Source organism: Aequorivita capsosiphonis DSM 23843 (assembly GCF_000429125.1).
Classification (GTDB): domain Bacteria; phylum Bacteroidota; class Bacteroidia; order Flavobacteriales; family Flavobacteriaceae; genus Aequorivita; species Aequorivita capsosiphonis.
Window position 1 is genome coordinate 74,022 of record NZ_AUBG01000011.1, and the last position, 20,875, is coordinate 94,896.

Annotated in this window: 17 protein-coding genes; 10 read left to right on the plus strand and 7 right to left on the minus strand. The window is 37.7% G+C overall.

Annotated features, from left to right (window positions below; translation table 11 throughout):
- The first annotated feature begins 186 nt into the window (after nt 1–186).
- Nucleotides 187–975, plus strand: coding sequence for an exodeoxyribonuclease III (locus G440_RS0109470; RefSeq protein ID WP_026451087.1), 789 nt, complete (start codon nt 187–189; stop codon nt 973–975).
- 7 nt (nt 976–982) lie between these two features.
- Here the strand turns inward: G440_RS0109470 and G440_RS0109475 are convergent, their stop codons facing one another.
- From G440_RS0109475 to radA, 3 genes are all read right to left on the minus strand, one after another.
- Nucleotides 983–2,347 carry an acyl-CoA dehydrogenase family protein gene (locus G440_RS0109475; RefSeq protein WP_026451088.1) on the minus strand — a complete coding sequence of 455 codons (1,365 nt, stop codon included), beginning with the start codon at nt 2,345–2,347 and terminating at the stop codon, nt 983–985.
- 66 nt (nt 2,348–2,413) lie between these two features.
- Nucleotides 2,414–3,547, minus strand: coding sequence for a M23 family metallopeptidase (locus tag G440_RS0109480; protein WP_026451089.1), 1,134 nt, complete (start codon nt 3,545–3,547; stop codon nt 2,414–2,416).
- Between the two features lie 109 nt (nt 3,548–3,656).
- Nucleotides 3,657–5,018 carry a DNA repair protein RadA gene (gene radA / locus G440_RS0109485; protein ID WP_026451090.1) on the minus strand — a complete coding sequence of 454 codons (1,362 nt, stop codon included), beginning with the start codon at nt 5,016–5,018 and terminating at the stop codon, nt 3,657–3,659.
- Between the two features lie 47 nt (nt 5,019–5,065).
- On the opposite strand from radA, the gene G440_RS0109490 reads away from it, so the two are divergent.
- Nucleotides 5,066–7,930: a sensor histidine kinase gene (locus G440_RS0109490; RefSeq protein WP_026451091.1), complete on the plus strand. Its 2,865-nt coding sequence runs from the start codon at nt 5,066–5,068 to the stop codon at nt 7,928–7,930.
- Nucleotides 7,931–8,581, plus strand: coding sequence for a response regulator (locus G440_RS0109495; protein WP_026451092.1), 651 nt, complete (start codon nt 7,931–7,933; stop codon nt 8,579–8,581). It begins immediately after the preceding gene.
- Between the two features lie 2 nt (nt 8,582–8,583).
- Here G440_RS0109495 and G440_RS0109500 read toward each other — a convergent pair whose 3' ends face one another.
- The 4 genes from G440_RS0109500 to panC all read right to left on the minus strand — a co-directional run bounded on the left by G440_RS0109500 (nt 8,584) and on the right by panC (nt 12,016).
- Nucleotides 8,584–9,732, minus strand: a complete 1,149-nt coding sequence (locus G440_RS0109500) for an alpha/beta hydrolase (protein ID WP_026451093.1) — start codon at nt 9,730–9,732, stop codon at nt 8,584–8,586.
- Between the two features lie 72 nt (nt 9,733–9,804).
- Nucleotides 9,805–10,785, minus strand: coding sequence for a lysylphosphatidylglycerol synthase transmembrane domain-containing protein (locus G440_RS0109505; RefSeq protein ID WP_026451094.1), 981 nt, complete (start codon nt 10,783–10,785; stop codon nt 9,805–9,807).
- A gap of 1 nt (nt 10,786) precedes the next feature.
- On the minus strand, nt 10,787–11,137 hold the full coding sequence (gene panD, locus G440_RS0109510; protein ID WP_026451095.1) for an aspartate 1-decarboxylase: 351 nt from the start codon (nt 11,135–11,137) through the stop codon (nt 10,787–10,789).
- Between the two features lie 12 nt (nt 11,138–11,149).
- Complete coding sequence (gene panC / locus G440_RS0109515; protein WP_026451096.1) at nt 11,150–12,016, minus strand: pantoate--beta-alanine ligase; 867 nt, start codon at nt 12,014–12,016, stop codon at nt 11,150–11,152.
- Nucleotides 12,017–12,147: 131 nt separating this feature from the next.
- Between panC and G440_RS0109520 the strand changes: the two genes are divergently transcribed.
- From G440_RS0109520 to atpD, 7 genes are all read left to right on the plus strand, one after another.
- Complete coding sequence (locus tag G440_RS0109520; RefSeq protein ID WP_026451097.1) at nt 12,148–12,957, plus strand: glycogen/starch synthase; 810 nt, start codon at nt 12,148–12,150, stop codon at nt 12,955–12,957.
- Nucleotides 12,958–13,057: 100 nt separating this feature from the next.
- On the plus strand, nt 13,058–14,596 hold the full coding sequence (bamH, locus tag G440_RS0109525) for a BamH family beta-barrel-assembly machinery protein (RefSeq protein WP_034259316.1): 1,539 nt from the start codon (nt 13,058–13,060) through the stop codon (nt 14,594–14,596).
- A gap of 9 nt (nt 14,597–14,605) precedes the next feature.
- A complete protein-coding gene (glmS, locus tag G440_RS0109530; RefSeq protein WP_026451099.1) occupies nt 14,606–16,453 on the plus strand; it encodes a glutamine--fructose-6-phosphate transaminase (isomerizing) in 1,848 nt (615 codons plus the stop codon).
- A gap of 101 nt (nt 16,454–16,554) precedes the next feature.
- A complete protein-coding gene (locus G440_RS0109535) occupies nt 16,555–17,223 on the plus strand; it encodes a hypothetical protein (protein ID WP_169718954.1) in 669 nt (222 codons plus the stop codon).
- Nucleotides 17,224–17,312: 89 nt separating this feature from the next.
- Complete coding sequence (locus G440_RS0109540; RefSeq protein ID WP_026451101.1) at nt 17,313–18,056, plus strand: sulfotransferase-like domain-containing protein; 744 nt, start codon at nt 17,313–17,315, stop codon at nt 18,054–18,056.
- 206 nt (nt 18,057–18,262) lie between these two features.
- Nucleotides 18,263–19,156, plus strand: a complete 894-nt coding sequence (locus G440_RS0109545) for an aminotransferase class IV (protein ID WP_026451102.1) — start codon at nt 18,263–18,265, stop codon at nt 19,154–19,156.
- A gap of 167 nt (nt 19,157–19,323) precedes the next feature.
- Nucleotides 19,324–20,829 (plus strand): F0F1 ATP synthase subunit beta, encoded by a 1,506-nt coding sequence (gene atpD, locus G440_RS0109550; protein WP_026451103.1) that lies wholly within the window; start codon nt 19,324–19,326, stop codon nt 20,827–20,829.
- The last annotated feature ends 46 nt before the right edge of the window (nt 20,830–20,875 follow it).

Sequence of the window (20,875 nt, forward strand, 5' to 3'; positions counted from 1 at the left end):
CTTTTCGGAAATGTTTGGTGTAAAAATACGATTTCATTCCCGCGAAGGCGGGAATCTCATCAAAACTAACTTTAATTTTAAAGTTATATTGGATAGGTTGTCAATAGGATCTAAGATTTTTAACTTGCGATCTATAATATAAGATATTCTACCAAAAAAAGATACCCGCCTTCGCGGGCATGATATATGAAAATAATCTCATACAACGTAAACGGAATTCGCGCGGCCATGCGCAAAGGATTTATAGAATGGCTGCAAGCTGCGAACCCAGATGTTATCTGCATTCAGGAAATAAAAGCCAATATTGATCAAGTGGAAGTTGAAGAAATAGAAAAAGCGGGATATCCGTTTCATTATTGGTATAGCGCCCAAAAGAAGGGCTATAGCGGAGTGGCAATCTTTTCAAAAACAAAACCGAATCATATCGAATACGGAACCGGTATTGAATATATGGATTTCGAAGGAAGAAATATTCGCTTAGATTTTGACGATGTTTCGATAATGAGCTTGTATTTGCCAAGTGGCACAAACACCCTTCGGTTAGAGCACAAGTTTAAATTTATGGCAGATTTTAAAAAGTATATTGACAACCTGAAAAAAGAAATTCCAAACTTAGTGATTTGTGGCGATTATAATATTTGTCACGAAGCCATTGACATTCACGATCCAGTCCGTCTCAAAAATACTTCAGGTTTTTTACCTGTTGAAAGGGAGTGGCTCGATGGGTTTATGAAAAGCGGATTTATAGATAGCTTCCGTCATTTCAACAAAGAACCCGATAATTATACGTGGTGGAGTTATCGCGCTAATTCCCGAAATAACAACAAAGGCTGGCGAATAGATTATAATTTGGTTTCGGAACCCTTAAGGGATAATCTAAAACGTGCCGTTATTTTACCAGATGCTATGCACAGCGACCACTGTCCGCTTTTGGTGGTGCTCGAATTTCCGTCTAGTTCCCCCTTTGGGGGTTAGGGGGAAGTTACACAAACGCACTATATCCCGTAATCGCTCTTCCCACTATTAGGGAATTGATTTCCTTGGTGCCTTCGTAACTATAGATTGCTTCGGCATCTGCCACAAAACGGGCTACGTCATATTCAAGTAATATTCCGTTACCGCCCATAACTTCACGGGCTTGGCTAACCACATCACGAGTTCGCATACTACAAAATACTTTTGCCAAGGAAGCGTGTTCGTCAGTCAGTAAACCCTCATCCTGCAATTCGGAAAGACGGAAACACATTGTTTGCATTGCCGTTAGATTGGAGACCATTTCCACCAAATGATTTTGCACTAACTGAAATGAAGCAATCGGTTTCCCGAATTGTTCGCGTTTTTTGGTATATTTAAGGGCAGCTTCATAAGCTCCGCGAGCACAACCCACAGCTTGCCAAGCTACGCCGGCGCGGGTCATTCTCAACACTTTTGCAGTATCTTTAAAGGAGTCGCATTTTTGAAGCCTATCACTTTCCGGCACACGGCAATCGGTCATTGTTATCAACGCATTTTGAACGGTACGGAGTGCCATTTTATTTTCCATCTTTTCAGCTTTAAAACCTGGATTTCCTTTTCTAACCAAAAATCCTTTCACCTGATCGTCCGCTTCATTACGTGCCCAAATAATTACAACATCTGCAAAAGTGGCATTCCCAATCCATTTTTTTTGTCCGTTTAAAACCCATTCATCACCTTCTTGTCTACACGTGGTTCCCAAGCCACCAGCAACTGCCGATCCCACATCAGGTTCGGTAAGGCCAAAAGCACCTATTAATTCCATTTTGGCCATTTTCGGGAGCCATTCTTGTTTTTGTTCCTCACTTCCGCAGATATAAATAGAACCCATTGCCAAACCGCTATGCACTCCAAAAAAGGTGGAAATGGAAACATCTACACGGGCGAGTTCCATAGCGATTATACCTTCCATTATATAATTTTCATTAGGTGTTCCGTAACCTTCATAAGTCAATCCGCAGATGTTTAATTCTGCCATTTTCGGAATAATTTGAAAAGGAAATTCAGCTTTGTTCCAGTATTCATTGGCTATTGGCTTTATTTCGTCTTCCATAAAATTGCGCACTTTCATCTGAAGTTCACGTTGTTCGGGACTTAATTTTAAAGCCAAATCATAAAAATCGCCATCAATTGGAGGTAATTTGTGCTGTCCTTTTTTTCCACCTTTATGCTTTAACATCTTCATCAAACCAGCCAATTGACGGTCGTCGAGCTCCCCAACGGTTTTCATAACTTCTGAAAGATCTACTTTTTCTGAAAGGGCTCCCAAGGCATCGAGATCGATATCTTTCATTAAATGAATGGTTTGTTTGATTTTTGAAAAAATGGACATAGGTGTATTTTTAGAATTGAATTCTAAAGATAGCATTTAGGACTTTTGTTGAAGGCTAAAGAAAAGTTAATTTGAAGGAAGTTCTTTCAAGTACGATTGATTTACAAAGCCTTTTAAGCTGTCTAAGGTTTGCACGTGAAACCAGTCTTGGTTTTTACCGAGTACTAGAATAGTGTCATTTTTCTTTAAGCTAGTGAGTTGCTTAAAAATAGCTGCCGGACCATTTCGTAAATCGGTTCGATTTCTAGAAACCGTAGCTTTTAAAAATCTAACAGTATCGTTAACCTCTTGAATATCGCTCATTTTAATATACGGATATGGATTTACGGCAACTCTTTTTCTATAAATTCCAAAATGAAGATGTGGCGGAGTAGTTTTTGCATTACCCGTATTGCCAACAAAACCAAGGGTATCACCTGTTTTTACTCTTTTCCCAGCCGTTACTGCTATACTGTCCAAATGCGCATAATAGACTCTCTTTCCAAAAATTCCGTCCTTTAGCCAAACCTGTTTCCCGCCTAAACCACGTTCCCCTGTTGAGGCGATTCTACCATTAGAAACGGCAACAACCGGTGTGCCTCTCTCCGCAAAAATATCAACGCCTTCGTGTGAGCGGTTACCGTGGCCTCTTGGGTCTGCCCAAAAGCTTTGCACACTCTTGTTGTTTCCACCACTCACAGGAAATTGATACATTGGTTCGGAATATATTTTTAAGATGAAAGGAAACTGCCTTTTCATTTCTGGCTGAATGATAACCTTGTAAACAGCAGATTTGTCTATCTCAAAAGCAAGTGACGATTTTTGATCCTCCGCGCTTTTTACAAGTTTAAATGTTTTTAGGGAATCGTTTTTCTGTTGAAACAGATCGATAAATACCAAAGCTGAATCTGGTTGTTTTTCAACTCCAACAATCAACCTTTCGCCTTCTTTCAATTGCAGATTATAACTGTAAACGTTGAAATTTTCTTCAGAAAACAATCCACTTTCAGAATAAGGAAGCGTTATTTGAAGCTTATCCTCTTTTGATTTTTTAAAAGCATTTCTCCATAGAAGAAACAACGAATCATTCTTTTTAAAGTTGCGTTCATAAGCTATGCGAGCAGTTGGTTTTTTAATTACATCTGCTACTTTTTGAACTTCATTACAACCAAAAACCAGGGGTAACATAAGTATTATAAAGTACCTGAAGATATTTTTCATAACACCACTCGCTTAACATAATTTGTACCAAAACCACCCCGCCCGTCTAAAGTAAAAAAGGATAGGAATCTTTACGTATGAGTTCCCCCTTTGGGGGTTAGGGGGCTTCCTACCCAAAAAGATGATGCACCACATCGTGTACTTTTGCAACTTTAATAATATTTATATGAAAGTCATTTTTCGGAATTTTGCAATATTTGGAGATTACAATAGAAGTGAAACCGAGTTTTTCCGCTTCCAAAATGCGCTGCTCCACACGAGTGACGGGTCTAACTTCGCCAGCGAGTCCAACCTCAGCGGCAAAACAAAGACGCTTGTCGATAGCTATGTCGATATTTGATGAAAGTACCGCGGCGGCAACGGCCAAATCAATTGCTGGATCGTCAACGGTTATTCCACCGGTTACATTTAGAAAAACATCTTTTGCACCTAATTTAAAACCTGCTCGTTTTTCCAGAACGGCAAGAATCATATTTAAGCGTTTTGCATTATAGCCCGTTGCGCTACGCTGTGGCGTACCATAAACCGCGCTACTAACCAAGGCTTGGATTTCAATCATAAGCGGACGCATTCCCTCTAAAGTTGCAGAAATTGCTGTACCGCTAAGGTCTTCCTCATTTTTGGAAATTAATATTTCAGAAGGATTTGAAACTTCGCGAAGTCCACTACCTTGCATTTCGTATATACCAAGTTCATTTGTACTTCCAAAACGGTTTTTGTTGGCGCGTAATATTCGATAAATATGGTTTCTATCCCCTTCAAATTGCAAAACCGTATCCACCATATGTTCCAAGATTTTTGGGCCGGCGATGTTTCCATCTTTGGTAATATGGCCTATCAAAATAACTGGGGTTGCAGTTTCCTTAGCATATTTTATAAGCTCAGCAGTAGTTTCCCTGATTTGGGAAATACTCCCGGCAGTACTTTCAATATGATCTGTGTGCAGGGTTTGAATGGAATCGATCACCACAATATCCGGCTCAATCTCTTCAATATTTCTAAAGATGTTCTGCGTTTTTGTTTCTGTTAAAATGTAGCAGTTTTCAGAAATTGGCTGAATTCTTTCCGCTCGCATTTTTATCTGCTGCGCACTTTCTTCACCAGAAACATAAAGTGTTTTATAGGGAAGTTGAAGCGCAATTTGAAGCATAAGCGTACTTTTCCCAATTCCTGGTTCCCCTCCTAAAAGCGTTAATGAGCCTGGAACCAAGCCACCACCGAGCACACGGTTCAATTCATTGTTTTTTGTATTTAGCCTCGCTTCGGCTTGGGTTGAAATTTCAGAAATACGTAGCGGTCGCGCATGCTTTTTCGAAGTGTTTTCGCTAGTTTTCCAAGTTATCTTTTCAGCTTTTTGGATGACTTCTTCGGCAATAGTGTTCCATTGTTTGCAAGAAGAACATTGTCCTTGCCATTTTGAATGTTGCGCGCCGCAATTTTGACAGAAAAAAGTGGTTTTTGTTTTAGCCATAATAGTTCCGCTAAATTAAATATATTTACGCTAGAAACCAGCACTAAATGAAAGCCTTATTCCTCGCACTTTTTTTTCTTTGGAATTGTACCTTGGCTATAACTGCGCAACAATACCAGTTCAAGAAATACAAAGTTGAAGAAGGACTGGTGAGCAACGAGACCTACGATATTATTCAAGACAGCAAAAACAGAATCTGGATATCTACAGTCGCCGGAATAAGCTGCTTTAACGGTAAAACATTCAAAAATTATACAACTGACGACGGCTTGGCTTCCAATGCCAGCTTTAGTCTTTTTGAGGACTCACGAGGCCGAATCTGGGTTGGCTCCCATAGCAAAGGAGTGAGCATCATTGAAAATGGAAAGGTCACAAGACCGCAGGGACTAGACTTCTCTTCCATGGGTAGTGTCAACAGTTATTTGGAAGCTGAGGACGGTACAATTTACATTTTCTTCTTAAGAAGTATAGTTTCCTATAAAAATGGCAAATGGAATATATTGATGCAGGATACCGAGGAAGATGGCTCTTCCGATTTGCAAATTGCTGCGTGGTATGACAGTAATACTATTTATATCACTTCTCTCAGCAAGAGTGTTTTTAAATTAACCTTGAATCCGTATAAGCTTGAAAATATTTACACCGAAAAAGATGGTATAAACAATATCTGCTATTCTATATTAATAGATAAAGAGAAAAATATTTGGGTGGGTGCTTATGGTGGTCTTTACAAAATAGTGAATGGAAACATAACCTATTACGACTTTAATCCAGATGAGTTTGACAAAAACCGTGTTTATGATATTTATGAAGAAAACGAAAATGAATTCTACCTAAGTTTTGAAGGAAACGGGTTTGGCATTTTCAACAAAACATCCGGGAACATAAAAATATACAACGAGCAACAAGGACTTCCCAGCAAATATATCTACAGAACCATAAAAGACGTTGAAGGAAACCATTGGATGACTTCCTATGGAGAAGGAATTATTCGATTCAGAGACACTTCATTTAAAATTTACAACGAGGAACAGGGACTGCCATCAAACAATGTAAATGATCTGGCGGAATGGGACAATGAATGGGTATTGGCTACCGATGATGGAGCCGTCACGATCAATGAAAATAAAGAAATACGCCAACTTACTAAAAAGGAGCCCGTAACAAATCTTTTTGTATCGCCTGAAAATACATTGTTACTATCCACAGAGTCCGAAGTCTTGGAGTTTTCTAAAGATGCTCCTCCTAAAGTTATTGACCAGGGTGTATATAATTTATTGTTTAAGGATAAGAAAGGAACATTTCTTTTTGAAACTAAAAGAATCAAAGTCTTGACTGAAGATTCTACTTATTTTATAAAATCAAAACGATCTATTGACATCAAACCTATTGGCGATCGCTATATTCTTTGCAAAATAGCTGGATTGTTTCAGATTAAAGAAAATAGAATGGATACGATTCCCGGCTTAAGTTATATGGATCATCACGACTTTAGAAGTATTGATGTTATTAATAAAAATGAAGTGATTGCTGGAAGTGAGAAAAAGCTATATCACATTAAACTAGAAGATGACGATTTTAAAATACAGATTTTCGACATGTCTCGGTTTCCATTGTTAACAAATTTCCGGGCTTTAAAGGTGGATGGCAATGATTTATGGTTAGCAGGTAGGAATATGTTTTATAAAACAAATCTAGAACTTTTACTTACGAAGGATAGTATTTCAGAGAAACACTACAATACAGTTGCCAATTTTCTGGAAAATGACATCGACTTTAACTCGCTTCTAATTACAAAAGACAAAACCATCTTGGCATCGTCATTTAGTGGAATCATAGCTTTTAATGAAAAAGATTATATCCCAAACACCCAGCCCCCAAAATTAGAACTTTCAGATATTCGTCTTTTTTCTGAATCCATAGATGAGAGTCTATACAAAAGCGCAAATGGAATTGTTCTTCCCTATCAAAAAAATTACTTAAGTTTTTCCATGGAAGCAATCACCTTTACAAATCCAGAAAACGTTCACTATCAATACCGCATGAAAGGGCTTCGTGACGGAGATGAATGGTCTTTACCTACAAAAGACCCAAATGTTGTATTTTCTTATCTTCCGCCTGGAGAATATACTTTTGAATTTATAGCCAGCAATGGTAATGCTATTTGGCAAGAAACGCCAAGTCAGTATTCCTTTACAATAAAACTTCCGTTTTGGAGAACTAGCTTATTCTGGTTTTCATTGCTTTCATTCATTTCCGCAAGTATCCTTCTTTTTATTCATTATAAGAATAAAGCAAAACAAAAAAGAAATGAAGCTTACGCGCATAACCTTATAAAGGCACAAGAAGAGGAGCGAACTCGTGTAGCACGTGAACTTCACGACAGTGTGGGACAAAAACTAATGTTGCTTACCAAAAAAACCAAGAGTATCGGCAATTCTGAAATGGAGTCGTTAGCAGGAAATACTTTAGAAGAACTGCGAACTATTTCTCGCGGCCTACATCCAGCAAACCTTGAAAGATTGGGCGTAACGGCAGCAATAAGAACCTTGATAGATGAAGTGGATGCAAACACAAATATTTTCTTTACTTACGAAATTGAAAATATAGACACTTTGTTAAGCAAAGAAGCATCCTTACATTTGTATAGAATTATTCAAGAAGTGTTAAACAATATGGTGAAGCACGCCGAAACTAAATCGGCCTCCATCAATATTGAGAAAAAAGGACTAAATATTGAAACTGTTATTTCAGACAACGGAAAAGGTTTTGAGCATTCTGAAAAAATAAAATCAAGTGCCAGTCTCGGGATGAAGACACTTTTGGAAAGATCAAAAATATTACATTCAAAAATTGATATAAAGAGTCAAATAAACCAAGGTACAACCGTAACCCTTATTACCCCAATCTAAATGATTATAAAAAATGACATATCCCTTGTTATAGCCGACGATCACCCCATGATATTAAAAGGCTTAAAAGAAGAATTAGTAGAAAACAATTATAACGTTGTAGGCGAGGCCAACAATGGCATGCAAGCTTTAGAACTCATCTTGACACTTCAACCTACAATTGCGCTATTAGATATAGATATGCCTGTTTTAACGGGCTTTGAGGTAATAAAGATGGCCAAAGAAAAAGGTATATCCACAAAATTTATTGTGCTTTCTTTTCACAAGGAAACAGAATATATTTCACAAGCAAAAGCACTTCAAATTAATGGTTATTTACTAAAGGAAGATTCCTTCTCCGAAATTGAAAACTGTATTAAAAATGTATTAAACGACGAGATTTGTTTTAGCCCTTCTTTTGAAGCCTCTTCGCTTAAAAGTGTTTCCGAAGAAATCAAAAGAATAAAGCTACTTACTCCTTCGGAAAAAACCATTTTAAAACTTGTGGCCCAACAAATGAGCAGCAATCAAATTGCCGAAACACTTTTCATATCGCCGCGAACGGTAGAAAAACACCGAAGCAATATACTCGGAAAATTGGAAATAAATAATTCCGTAAACTCACTTATAAATTGGGCGTTCACCTATAGAAAAACGATAAAGGAACTTTAATATCAAATTCCTTCTCTTGCTTTAATTACATCGGCGGCATCCAAAAGAGTATCCACAGTTATAAAATCTGAATCTTCTTTACCAAAGCCCTTACGATAGCTTCTTACTGCTTTTTTAGATTCTCCAGTTCCTTCAAAAAAACGCCCCATATAATAATCACCCAAAACATTTCCAGGATATTGTTTCTGAGCTAGCTTGGCGATATTTTCTAAAGACTCCCATTGTTTTTGCTTCTCAGCAGCTGTACCTGCAGCTATAAAATCATTAACCCGTATAGGGTTGTCTATGCCAAATAAATCTTTGATCAATTGATATTTATCTACCAAATACGTATAAATCTTTGTATCTTTCTTCATTAAAACATCGGTAAATTCCTTTTTACTGATAGGTCTATACACTGAAAATATTTTCTCTAAAGCGTTTGGAATACCACGTGCACCCAAAGAATAATGAGTGGCACCATCAAAATTGTCATAATAATAGCTGAACGATTCACTTTTCAGGCCTGCCAATTGGGTGTTCAAACTTTCTGCAGATTCTCTTAATCCGTCAATATCATCGGTCCCTGTGGCCAAATAATAGAATGTTTTACTCTTTATGTTTGGAATTCGCTCTGCAAGCCTAGTATCTAGGAGCGGTGCCAAATCTGGGCTCAAATTAATATATCCATTCATTAAAGGCGGATCTTTAAACAAGTAGTAATTAAGGAAGTTCGCCGTAAAATCATGACCAACACCAATAATGAATTTTGCCGTACGGTATTGTTCATCTATATAAGGAATCAGTTCCAGTCCAATAAATTCGAAAAACTCAGCACCTTGGTCACCAGGCATAAAGGTATCTTCATCATAGGCACAATCTTTATAGCGCGAATTCCCTTGCATCACACCAACTACTATTGACTCTGGCATATCTTCCCAATAACTAAAATAATCAACATTCCCAGCTACCGGCTCAAAGAGATAATCGGCATCCAACACCAATACAATAGGATACTTTTTATCAGTATTCTTATCATAGTTTCGCGGAAGTTGGATTTTCAACTTTCTAGTCTGCCTGAGTTTGTCTGAGTCGAAATTTTTATAAATAGTTTGGGAAAAAGAAGTAAAAGTAAGCAAGATGCTCATTGCGAAAAGTAGGTGGTTTCTCATTTGGGAGTAAAATTTAAGCTGTGAAGATAATGAATTTTGTATTTGTCAGATTTTTCTGAAGCAAAAATAAATTCAAATTATTGATGTTTCATTCAATTTCCTGTTATAAATTGGGAGTAATATCAAAGACAACACACCAATAAGTAAAATTGAAGCAATATTCGAAACCCATAAAATCCAACCAAAGGCAACACCTGCCGTTTTCGCAATTCCGAAAACAGTCAATATGCCTGCTATAGCAGCCGGATAAGTACCAAACCCGCTATTGGTGAAAGCAAAAGTAAAACTACCAACCACAAAGGCGATAATAACGATGCCAAAAGGAATACTCGCCGTATCAAGCAAAGCATGAAGTGCTGAATAAAACGAAAGTAAGTAAAGCCACCAAATAACGAGGCTGTGAAAAAGAAAATAGCCCTTTTTTCGCATTTTTAAAATACTAAAAATCCCCTCTTTTAAACCCATCACAAAATTTTTCAGTTTCCTATTGATGTTAGACTTTGAAAATCTAATATATAACGGAATCAATATCATTATTGCAACCACTCCTATCAAAAATACATATAAAACGAAGGTGGGAATGCTATCCATTACATAATCCTTTAGCACATCAAACTCTATAAATAAAGCCAAGGCAGTAAAAAAAAGCAGGAACATTAGGTCTACTATTCTTTCAGAAATTATAGTCCCAAATCCCTTTTGGAAAGGCACGCCTTCATATTTATCTAAAATAATACCTCTTGATACTTCGCCGCTCTTCGGAATAAAAACATTCATTAAATAGGCTACAGAAATAGCCATAAAATTATTGGCCAGTTTGGTTTTATATCCCAACGGCTCCAACATAAAACTCCAACGATAAGCGCGAGAAAGATGACTGAGAACACTCAAGATAACCGAGAGCAAAACAAAACCATAGTTTGCATCTGCAAAATATCTTTTGGTCTCTGCAAGCTGTTGAGGCGTAAAGGAGTTATAGATATACCAAATGAGGAAGACCCCCAACGCCAATGGAATTGAAATCTGTAAAAACTTTGAAAGCTTACGGCTCAAGCTAACGGAGTAAATTGGTTTCCTCTTCTGGAAAAACCAAAGCGGGTTTAAAGACTTTTGCTTCTTCCAGCTCCATTATTGCATAGGTGATAAGAATAAGCACATCTCCAGGAGCAACTCTTCTTGCAGCGGCACCGTTGAGTGTGATTTCCCCACTATTTCGCGGACCAGGGATGGCGTACGTTTCAAGGCGCTCGCCGTTATTATTGTTTACTATTTGGACTTTTTCGCCTTGAATAATGTTGGCGGCGTCCATCAAATCTTCATCAATAGTTATACTACCGATATAATTTAAATCGGCACCGGTAACTTTTACCCTATGAATTTTAGACTTTACTACGTGTATTTGCATGGTGCAAAGATATTAATTTAAAGGCATATTATCTATCAACCTAACTTCGCCTGCAAAGGCAGCAATAAACGCTCTATATTTTGCGTGCTTGCTTTTTTGTTTGGCGGTCTTAAGCGTTTTTTCGTCGGCAATTTCAAAATACTCCAAGTTCAAGCTTTCGTTTTGCAAAAACCGTTCCGCAACTAATTCGTTTAACTCCTTGAGCGTTGTTGAATCGAATTTTTCTCTAACTTCATTTAAAACTTTATAAATTAGCGTAGCTTCATCAACTTGTTTTGCATCCAGTCTTTTATTACGTGAACTCAAGGCAAGGCCCGTTTCTTCTCGAAGAATAGGGCATCCTATAATTTTAACAGGAAGTTTTTCTACGGCAACCAATTTTCTCACAATCTGCAATTGCTGAAAATCCTTTTCACCAAAATAGGCATTATCAGGTTTAATTATTCTAAAGAACTTGTCTAGAATCGTTCCAACTCCATTAAAATGACCCTTTCTATGTTTACCTTCCATTTCATTTTCGAGACCTTCAAAATTATAATCCTTTGCAGAAACAGCAGTTTCATATAAATCTTGAACTTGGGGCAAGTAAACAATTATCTCCCCTTTTAAGTTTTTTAAAAGTGAAATATCATCCTCCGGCGTTCTTGGATATTTTTGAAGATCGGCGTTGTTATTAAATTGTGTTGGATTTACAAAAATACTTACAACCACCAAGTCATTATCTTCTAAGGCCTTATTTACTAAAGAAATATGACCAATATGCAATGCACCCATTGTTGGCACAAAACCTATTTTTTTCTTTTTTCCTATTTCTGAATCTGCATTATTTGCAGAAGACAAGGCTTGTACTAAGGACTTTTTCTGGGTATGTATCAGCATAAAATTGCGTTAAGAGCGGCCAAAAATAATATATTAAAGACAATCTACATAAATTTTCGTAATTTTGCGTGTTTTTAACGCCCCCCATTATATTTTGGGACAATCATAAATAACACCTAAAAACCCTATAGATGAAAGATAAAAGAGTCTTGTATGTGTCTTCCGAAGTAATTCCATACCTTCCAGAGACCGAGATTTCTTCAATGTCGTTTGAAGCGCCGAGAATGATTAACAGCAATAATGGTCAAATACGCATCTTCATGCCTCGATACGGCAATATTAATGAAAGAAGACATCAACTACACGAAGTAATACGCCTTTCTGGAATGAATCTAGTCATTAATGATCTAGACATGCCATTAATTATAAAGGTTGCTTCCATACCAAAAGAGCGCATTCAGGTTTATTTTATTGATAATGAAGATTACTTTAAACGTAAGGCTACGTATGCCGATGAGGATGGAAATTTTTACAAGGATAATGACGAGCGCGCCATTTTCTTCGCAAAAGGTGTAATTGAAACCGTAAAAAAACTTAACTGGGCGCCAGATATCATTCATATTCATGGATGGTTGGCCTCTTTTTTACCTTTGTACTTAAAAAATTATTACGGCAATGAACCTTTATTTGAAAACAGTAAAATTGTTACCTCGGTATATAGACAAGGTTTTGATGGAACATTGGCCAAAAACACCATTGACAAACTTAAGTTTGACGCTCTTGATGATGAAGCTATAAAGGATCTGGAAGATCCGAGCTATGTTAATTTAATGAAAGTTGCAATTGAAAATTCGGATGCAGCGATCATTGGTTCAGAAGTCATACCCAAAGAACTTGAGGAATATCTTAACACTCTAGAAATTCCAGTGTTAAAATATCACAATATGGAGAATTTTTCCCAAGCATATTTGGATTTTTACCGCGACAAAGTTTTAAAATAAATGTTTTGTGTTTTAAAATGCAAAAAGCATTTATAGAACACATACTTTTTATAAAGCAGCTATTAAATTACTTCCCATTTTAAAAAAATCGTAAAGACTGATGAAAATAAAAAATTTGCTGCCTATCGCTGGCACTATTTTGTTTCTTATAATTGCCCTCTCCTCGTGCCAAGATGATATTAGCACAATTGGATCGGAAATTCTAGGTGATCAAATTCCCAATGGTATTTTAGACGAATCACAGACCATAGTTTCCTACAGCAAAAAAATGGGACCCGTTCAAAGTAATAGATTACCGGCATACCAACTTGGGGTATACAACGACCCAGTCTTTGGAAAATCGACGGTAAACTTACTTTCACAACTCACTTTAACTGAAAACGATCCGAAGTTTGGAGAAGACGCTCAAGTGGACAGTGTATATGTGTATTTGCCTTATTTTAGCAAAGCCACTACCGTTGATAGTGTAACCACTTATGAGCTAGATTCTATTTATGGCGCTTCGCCTATAAATATTTCCATCGCAGCCTCCAATTATTTTTTAAGGGATTATGATCCCAGTACAGGTTTTCAGGAATTTCAAAATTACTATACCGATCAAGGGAGCACTTTTGAAGATAATCTAGGTCCGGTTTTGGCTTCTATTGAAAATTTCATTCCAAGTGAGACTGGTTTCGTTTTTGATGAAGGAGGGGATAATGAAGAAAAACTAATCCCTGGACTTAGGGTTAAACTTGACTCTACTTTTTTCCAAGAGAAGATTATAGACATGGAAGGCGCTGAAGAATTGCGGAACAGCAATAATTTTAAAGATTATCTTAGAGGAATTTACTTTCAGGTAAACTCACCTTCAAATGATGGTAGTTTGTTCATTTTTGATGCCGCTTCAGCGTATATATCAATATATTATAATTTTAAAAATCCCGATGAAGACGAAAGAGAGAACGCCATCTTTAGATTAGGCCTTGGAGGTATTAACGTGAACACTTTTGATAACGAATTGCCCCAACCTGTAGAAACTGCTCTAGAGAATCCGAATACACAATCCGGTGAAGAAAATCTTTATATACGAGGAGGTGATGGGATTATTTCGGTGGTGGAGCTCTTCGGAAAAGATCTTGACAACAACGGAATAGCAGACGATCTTGAAGTACTTCGTGATAAAAAATTGATTATAAACGAAGCAAACTTAATTTTTTATGTAAACCAAAATATAATTGCCGGTGGCACAACGGAACCAGAGCGAATTATAATTTATGATCTTAAAAACAGCAATGTTTTAGCAGATTATAATAGTGATCAAACCAATGGCTTAGATCCTCTGGACGCATTTACCAATCATTATGGAAGACTGGAAAGAGGAACTGACGGCAAAGGGAAGTATTACAAAATGAAAATAACAGACCACATTAGTAATCTAATCAATAAAGATAGTACCAATGTACCATTGGGAATTGTGGTTTCGCAAAATGTTACCATACGAACAACATTAGATCTTGAAAACCCAATAGAACCAAATATCGAACAAGTTCCATCCAGCAGCGTAGTATCGCCAGAGGGAACTGTTTTATATGGAAATGCTACTTCAAATCCGGAGAAAAGATTAAAACTTCAAATTTATTATACCGAACCAAAATAAAAGAATTATATGTGTGGAATTGTAGGCTACATTGGCCATAGAGAAGCATACCCAATTATTCTTAACGGGCTAAAGCGCCTAGAATACAGAGGTTATGACAGTGCAGGCATTGCACTTTTTGATGGCGATGAAATTCAACTTTGCAAAACACAAGGCAAAGTTGCTGATTTAGAAGCTAAAGCTGAAAGTGAAATTTCCCTAAAAGGAAATATTGGGATTGGCCATACGCGTTGGGCTACTCACGGAGTACCAAATGATGTGAACAGCCACCCCCACTATTCAAACAGTGGCAATTTGGTTCTCATCCACAATGGAATCATTGAAAATTATGATGCGCTAAAAAAGGAATTGATAAAAAGAGGATACACCTTTAAATCTGAAACCGACACGGAAGTCTTGGTAAATCTTATAGAAGAAATTCAAATTAAGGAAAAAGTGAAACTCGGAAAGGCCGTTCAAATAGCCCTGAACCAAGTGATTGGCGCTTACGCCATTGCTCTTTTCGACAGAAAAAAACCAGATGAAATTGTAGTTGCAAAACTTGGTAGCCCATTGGCTATTGGGGTTGGTGAAGATGAATTCTTCATTGCTAGTGATGCCTCACCTTTTATTGAGTTTACTAAAAGTGCCATTTATTTGGAAGATGAGGAAATGGCCATCATTCGTCTTGGACGCGATGTGAAAGTTCGCAAAATCGAAGACGATAAATTGGTTGCGCCAATCATTCAAGAACTCCAACTCAATCTGGAGCAAATTGAAAAAGGTGGATATGACCATTTTATGCTGAAGGAAATATTTGAGCAACCATCCGTTATAAAAGACACTTATAGAGGAAGGCTTTTAGCAGATCAAGGTATCGTTAGACTTGGTGGTCTAGAAGATCACATTGGAAAATTCATCAATGCAGAACGAATTATCATTGTAGCATGCGGAACTTCTTGGCACGCTGGTTTAGTAGCCGAATATATTATTGAAGATTTGGTTCGTATTCCCGTTGAGGTTGAATACGCGTCCGAATTTCGTTATAGAAATCCAATCATTTCAGAAAAAGATGTTGTTATTGCTATTTCCCAAAGTGGAGAAACTGCTGACACCCTTGCTGCAATAAAGCTTGCTAAATCAAAAGGAGCTTTTGTTTATGGCATTTGCAACGTTGTTGGCTCCACTATTTCGAGAGAAACACATAGCGGAACTTATACGCATGCCGGTCCTGAAATTGGTGTTGCTTCAACAAAAGCATTCACTACCCAGATCACCGTCTTGACTATGATTGCCCTACGCCTGGCGAAAGCCAAAGGAACCATCAGCCAACGTGATTTTATGCTCTATCTACGTGAGTTGGATCTTATTCCGAAACATGTAGAAGAAGCCTTGAAAACTGATGATAAGATAAAGGAAATCTCTGCTGTCTTTAAAGATGCCCGAAACTTTCTATACTTGGGAAGAGGCTACAATTTCCCTGTAGCCTTGGAAGGCGCTTTAAAACTAAAGGAAATTTCATATATCCACGCTGAAGGTTATCCGGCTGCTGAAATGAAGCACGGACCGATTGCACTTATTGACGAACAAATGCCCGTTGTGGTTATTGCAATAAAAAGTGATCACTATGAAAAAGTGGTGAGCAATATTCAAGAAATAAAAGCTAGAAAAGGTAAAATTATAGCAGTCGTCTCCCAAGGAGATACCGCTGTAAGAGAAATGGCAGACTACGTTATGGAAGTGCCTCACACCCCAGAAGCTTTAACGCCATTAGTTACTACCATTCCATTGCAATTGCTTTCATACCACATTGCAGTTATGCTCGGTAGAAATGTCGATCAACCGCGTAACTTAGCGAAATCGGTTACTGTGGAATAAGTTTTCAGAAAAAAGACAATAGAATAAAGATAAAAGACGAATCCGTGAAATATTTAAGGGTTCGTCTTTTTTTATTTTAAATATAATATCAATTTCAAATCGTGATTCAAAAGGTTCGCGATGAAGAATCGGGACAAGTTGTGGTTTTAAACGTCCTATCTCTCTTTAGTCTTGATTCCCTTCAGTCGTGGTTCAAAATGTCAACTTATAAAAACCTAGTTTCAACTTTTTTAAAAAGCACATGCTTTATGCTTTTGGCATTTTGCACATTTTCCTGTATTCCATTGAAAATTGCCCCAAATATTGAAGGCGCAAAAATCTACAAAGGGAAAAAATTCAAAAATCAACTTCCTAAACAGTACGTTTATGTTTTTGAAGACCCAAAAGATGCAAACGAATTTTACACCTATATTAATGCCAAGTATGATATTGACTATGACGTTGGTGGTGGAAACTTACCTATATCCATAAACAACAAAAGGTATTATCTCACTTTTTACGAAATAGAACGGAATACGAAAACCGTGAACCTTGTACCAATTGTGGCTGATGCTGTAATGGACAGCAAAGGGATTGATCCAGCTTTCGAAAATCAATATACATCTCGATCGGGTTCTTGGTATATCGCATTAACCGTGACTGATGAAGAGTTTCAAGACAATTTAAAAGAAACCGATCCTGCCTACAAAAATATAATAATGCATCTTGACCATTTGCGAAACGAATACCTTTCCACCGCAAATTATATGGAAATTTATTTGAAAAGATAACGTCGAATTTTTTCTTTCCCTGACTCGCATTAGTCTCCTTTCTTGATTCCCTTCAGCCTTGTTTCCAAATTAATTGATACTTTTATTAAATGAAAGTTATCAATCTCATTTCAGGCCCCAGAAACCTTTCTACCGCCCTTATGTATTCCTTTGCACAGCGCGACGATATAATAGTTTTAGACGAACCTTTTTATGGCTATTATCTTCAAAATGCAACTTTGGAAAACGACCATCCCTCGCAAAATGAAATTCTGCAAACCTTGGAATTCAAAGAAGAAAAAGTAGTTGAAGAAATAAATTTACTTTCAGACTCTTCTGCCGGACGGACAGGAAAGAAAAACGTTTTTGTAAAAGGAATGGCGCATCACTATTTAACCGATTCACCTAGATATATATTGAATTGGGAAAACGTGGTTTTAATTCGACATCCTAAAAAGTTGATTGCCTCCTTTTCGAAAGTAATCCATACTCCTACTATCAACGATATTGGAATCAAAAAAGCTTCTGAACTATTCCTATTTCTGAAGAACAACGAAAAAACACCAATTGTTATAGACAGTGATGAACTTTTGAAAAACCCAGAAGCCTATTTGAAAAAACTTTGTAACTTACTAAAGATTCCCTTTTCTGAAAAAATGCTTCACTGGAAAAAAGGCGGAATACCTGAAGATGGCATTTGGGCAAAACATTGGTACACTAACGTCCATAATTCAGAAGGTTTTGCCCTGCAAAAAAGCAGTTCGCAAGATTTGCCGAAACATTTGGAACCATTGCTGAAAAAGGCCTTGCCATATTATGAAACTTTAAAAAATAATGTTTTGATTAATACCTAATTATGACGAATTCAAACCAATATTATAAGAACACCGAACCCGAAGTGTTCATATATTTATAGCAAACAACATTGAAACCGCATTCGACCCCGATGGGGTCTTATAAACCTAGCTAATTGTTTTCTATAAATATTTCATCCCTTCGGGATGAGGCGTTAAAAAATACCATTAAACTTTTAAACTCATAAACTCTCAACTTCAAAATTATGCTTCAAAAATCCAATCCCAAAAACGATACCATTCAAGTTTTTATAAAAGATAGATTATACCCGAGAAACGAAGCTAAAGTTTCTGTTTTTGACAGTTCTGTACAAGGAGGCGATGCGGTTTGGGAAGGTTTGCGCGTCTATCCCGAAGGTGTAGTTTGCTTAGATAAACACCTAACCCGTTTGTACGAATCTGCTAAAACCTTGGCATTTACGGATATCCCTTCCAAAGAATTCATTAAAAAAGCTATCAAACAAACCCTCGATGCCAATAGGATGAATGACGATACACATATTCGTTTAACCTTGACCCGTGGTGAAAAAATAACCAGCGGTATGGATCCTCGCCTAAATCAAAGCGGCTCTTGCCTAATAGTTTTGGCAGAATGGAAACCTTTGGTCTACGATAACAATCACGGAATAAAAGTAATAAGCACCAGTCAACGTCGCAACTCACCGCAATTTTTGGATAGTAAGATTCATCATAACAATTTGCTCAATAATATTATCGCAAAAATTCAAGCGAATGTGGCTGGAAAAGATGCGGGATTAATGCTTGACGATCGTGGCTTTATAGCTGAACTTAATGGCAGCAACCTTTTTATGGTAAAAGATGGAAAGGTCTACACACCGTTTGCGCACGCCTGTCTTCCTGGAATTACACGGAATTCAGTGATTGAAATGTGTAAAAAATACGATATCGAAATAACAGAAGCGGATATCACCCTTTCTCAGTTCTATAATGCTGATGGTGTTCTAGCAACAGGAACCATGGGGGAATTGACGCCAGTTATTGAGATTGATGGCCGCAGCGTTTCCAAAGATGATACCCTTCAGAAGCGAATAATTTCACTTTTTTCGGAAGAGGTTCGTGGGCTTTGCGAAATGCTCTGATTATTCAAGCCCCAAAGGCCTCAAAGAACTTTGTGGGCTAGTATTTCTTACCTATAATTTTTTTAAAAATTCCGTTGCAAATATCACCCAGAAAAAACTATCTTTGCACCGTTCAAAACAGGGGTTGATTTTTAACCCTTAGATAACTATAAAATAAAGAGTTACTCATGTCACAAAGCATAGGAAAAGTTGCACAGATTATTGGCCCGGTAGTTGACGTTGCGTTTGATAGCGGATCGGAACTTCCAAAAATATACGACTCGTTAGAGGTAAACAACAACGGAAACCTTTTGGTTCTTGAAGTTCAATCTCACATTGGTGAGAGCATGGTACGTACCATATCAATGGACTCTACCGATGGTTTAAGCCGTGGCGTAGATGCTGTTGCAACTGGAGCGCCAATCCAAATGCCAGTAGGCGATGACGTTTATGGTCGACTTTTCAACGTAATTGGCGATGCAATTGACGGTATTGGAAACTTGCCAAAAGCTGGCGAACACGGTCTTCCAATTCACCGTGATGCTCCAAAATTTGAAGATCTTTCAACTTCTACCGAAGTTCTTTTCACAGGTATTAAAGTAATTGACCTTATTGAACCTTATGCAAAAGGTGGTAAAATTGGTCTTTTTGGTGGTGCTGGTGTTGGGAAAACGGTACTTATTCAAGAGTTGATTAACAATATCGCGAAAGGCCACGGTGGTCTTTCAGTATTCGCCGGTGTAGGGGAACGTACCCGTGAGGGTAATGACTTGCTTCGCGAAATGCTTGAGTCTGGTATTATAAAATACGGTGACGACTTTATGCACTCTATGGAAAATGGTGGATGGGATCTTTCAAAAGTTGACAAAACTGCAATGAAAGAATCTAAAGCTACTTTCGTGTTCGGACAGATGAACGAACCACCTGGAGCACGTGCACGTGTTGCACTTTCAGGGTTGACAATTGCTGAGTACTTCCGTGATGGAGCTGGCGAAGGTCAAGGAAAAGATGTACTTTTCTTCGTTGATAACATTTTCCGTTTTACACAAGCAGGTTCTGAGGTTTCTGCACTACTTGGGCGTATGCCTTCAGCGGTGGGTTACCAACCAACTTTGGCAACAGAGATGGGTGCGATGCAAGAACGTATTACTTCAACTAAAAGAGGTTCCATTACTTCTGTACAGGCGGTTTACGTACCTGCGGATGACCTTACGGATCCAGCGCCGGCAACAACGTTTGCCCACTTGGATGCTACAACCGTACTTTCCCGTAAAATTGCTGAGCTTGGTATTTATCCAGCGGTAGATCCATTGGATTCTACTTCTAGAATTCTTACCGAAGCTATTCTTGGAAAAGAGCATTACAGCTGTGCACAAAACGTAAAAGAGCTTTTACAGCGCTATAAAGAATTACAGGATATTATCGCCATTCTTGGGATGGAAGAACTTTCTGAAGAAGATAAAATGGCAGTAGGTCGCGCACGTCGTGTACAGCGTTTCCTTTCTCAGCCATTCCACGTGGCAGAGCAGTTTACCGGTATTCCTGGAGTTTTGGTTGATATTAAAGAAACGATCAAAGGTTTCAACATGATTATGGATGGAGAACTAGATCACCTTCCAGAATCAGCTTTTAACCTTAAAGGAACCATTGAAGAAGCTATCGCCGCTGGTGAGAAAATGCTTGCAGAAGTATAAAACAAGTTCAGAGTTATGAGTTATGAGTGCAGAGTTGCTCATAACT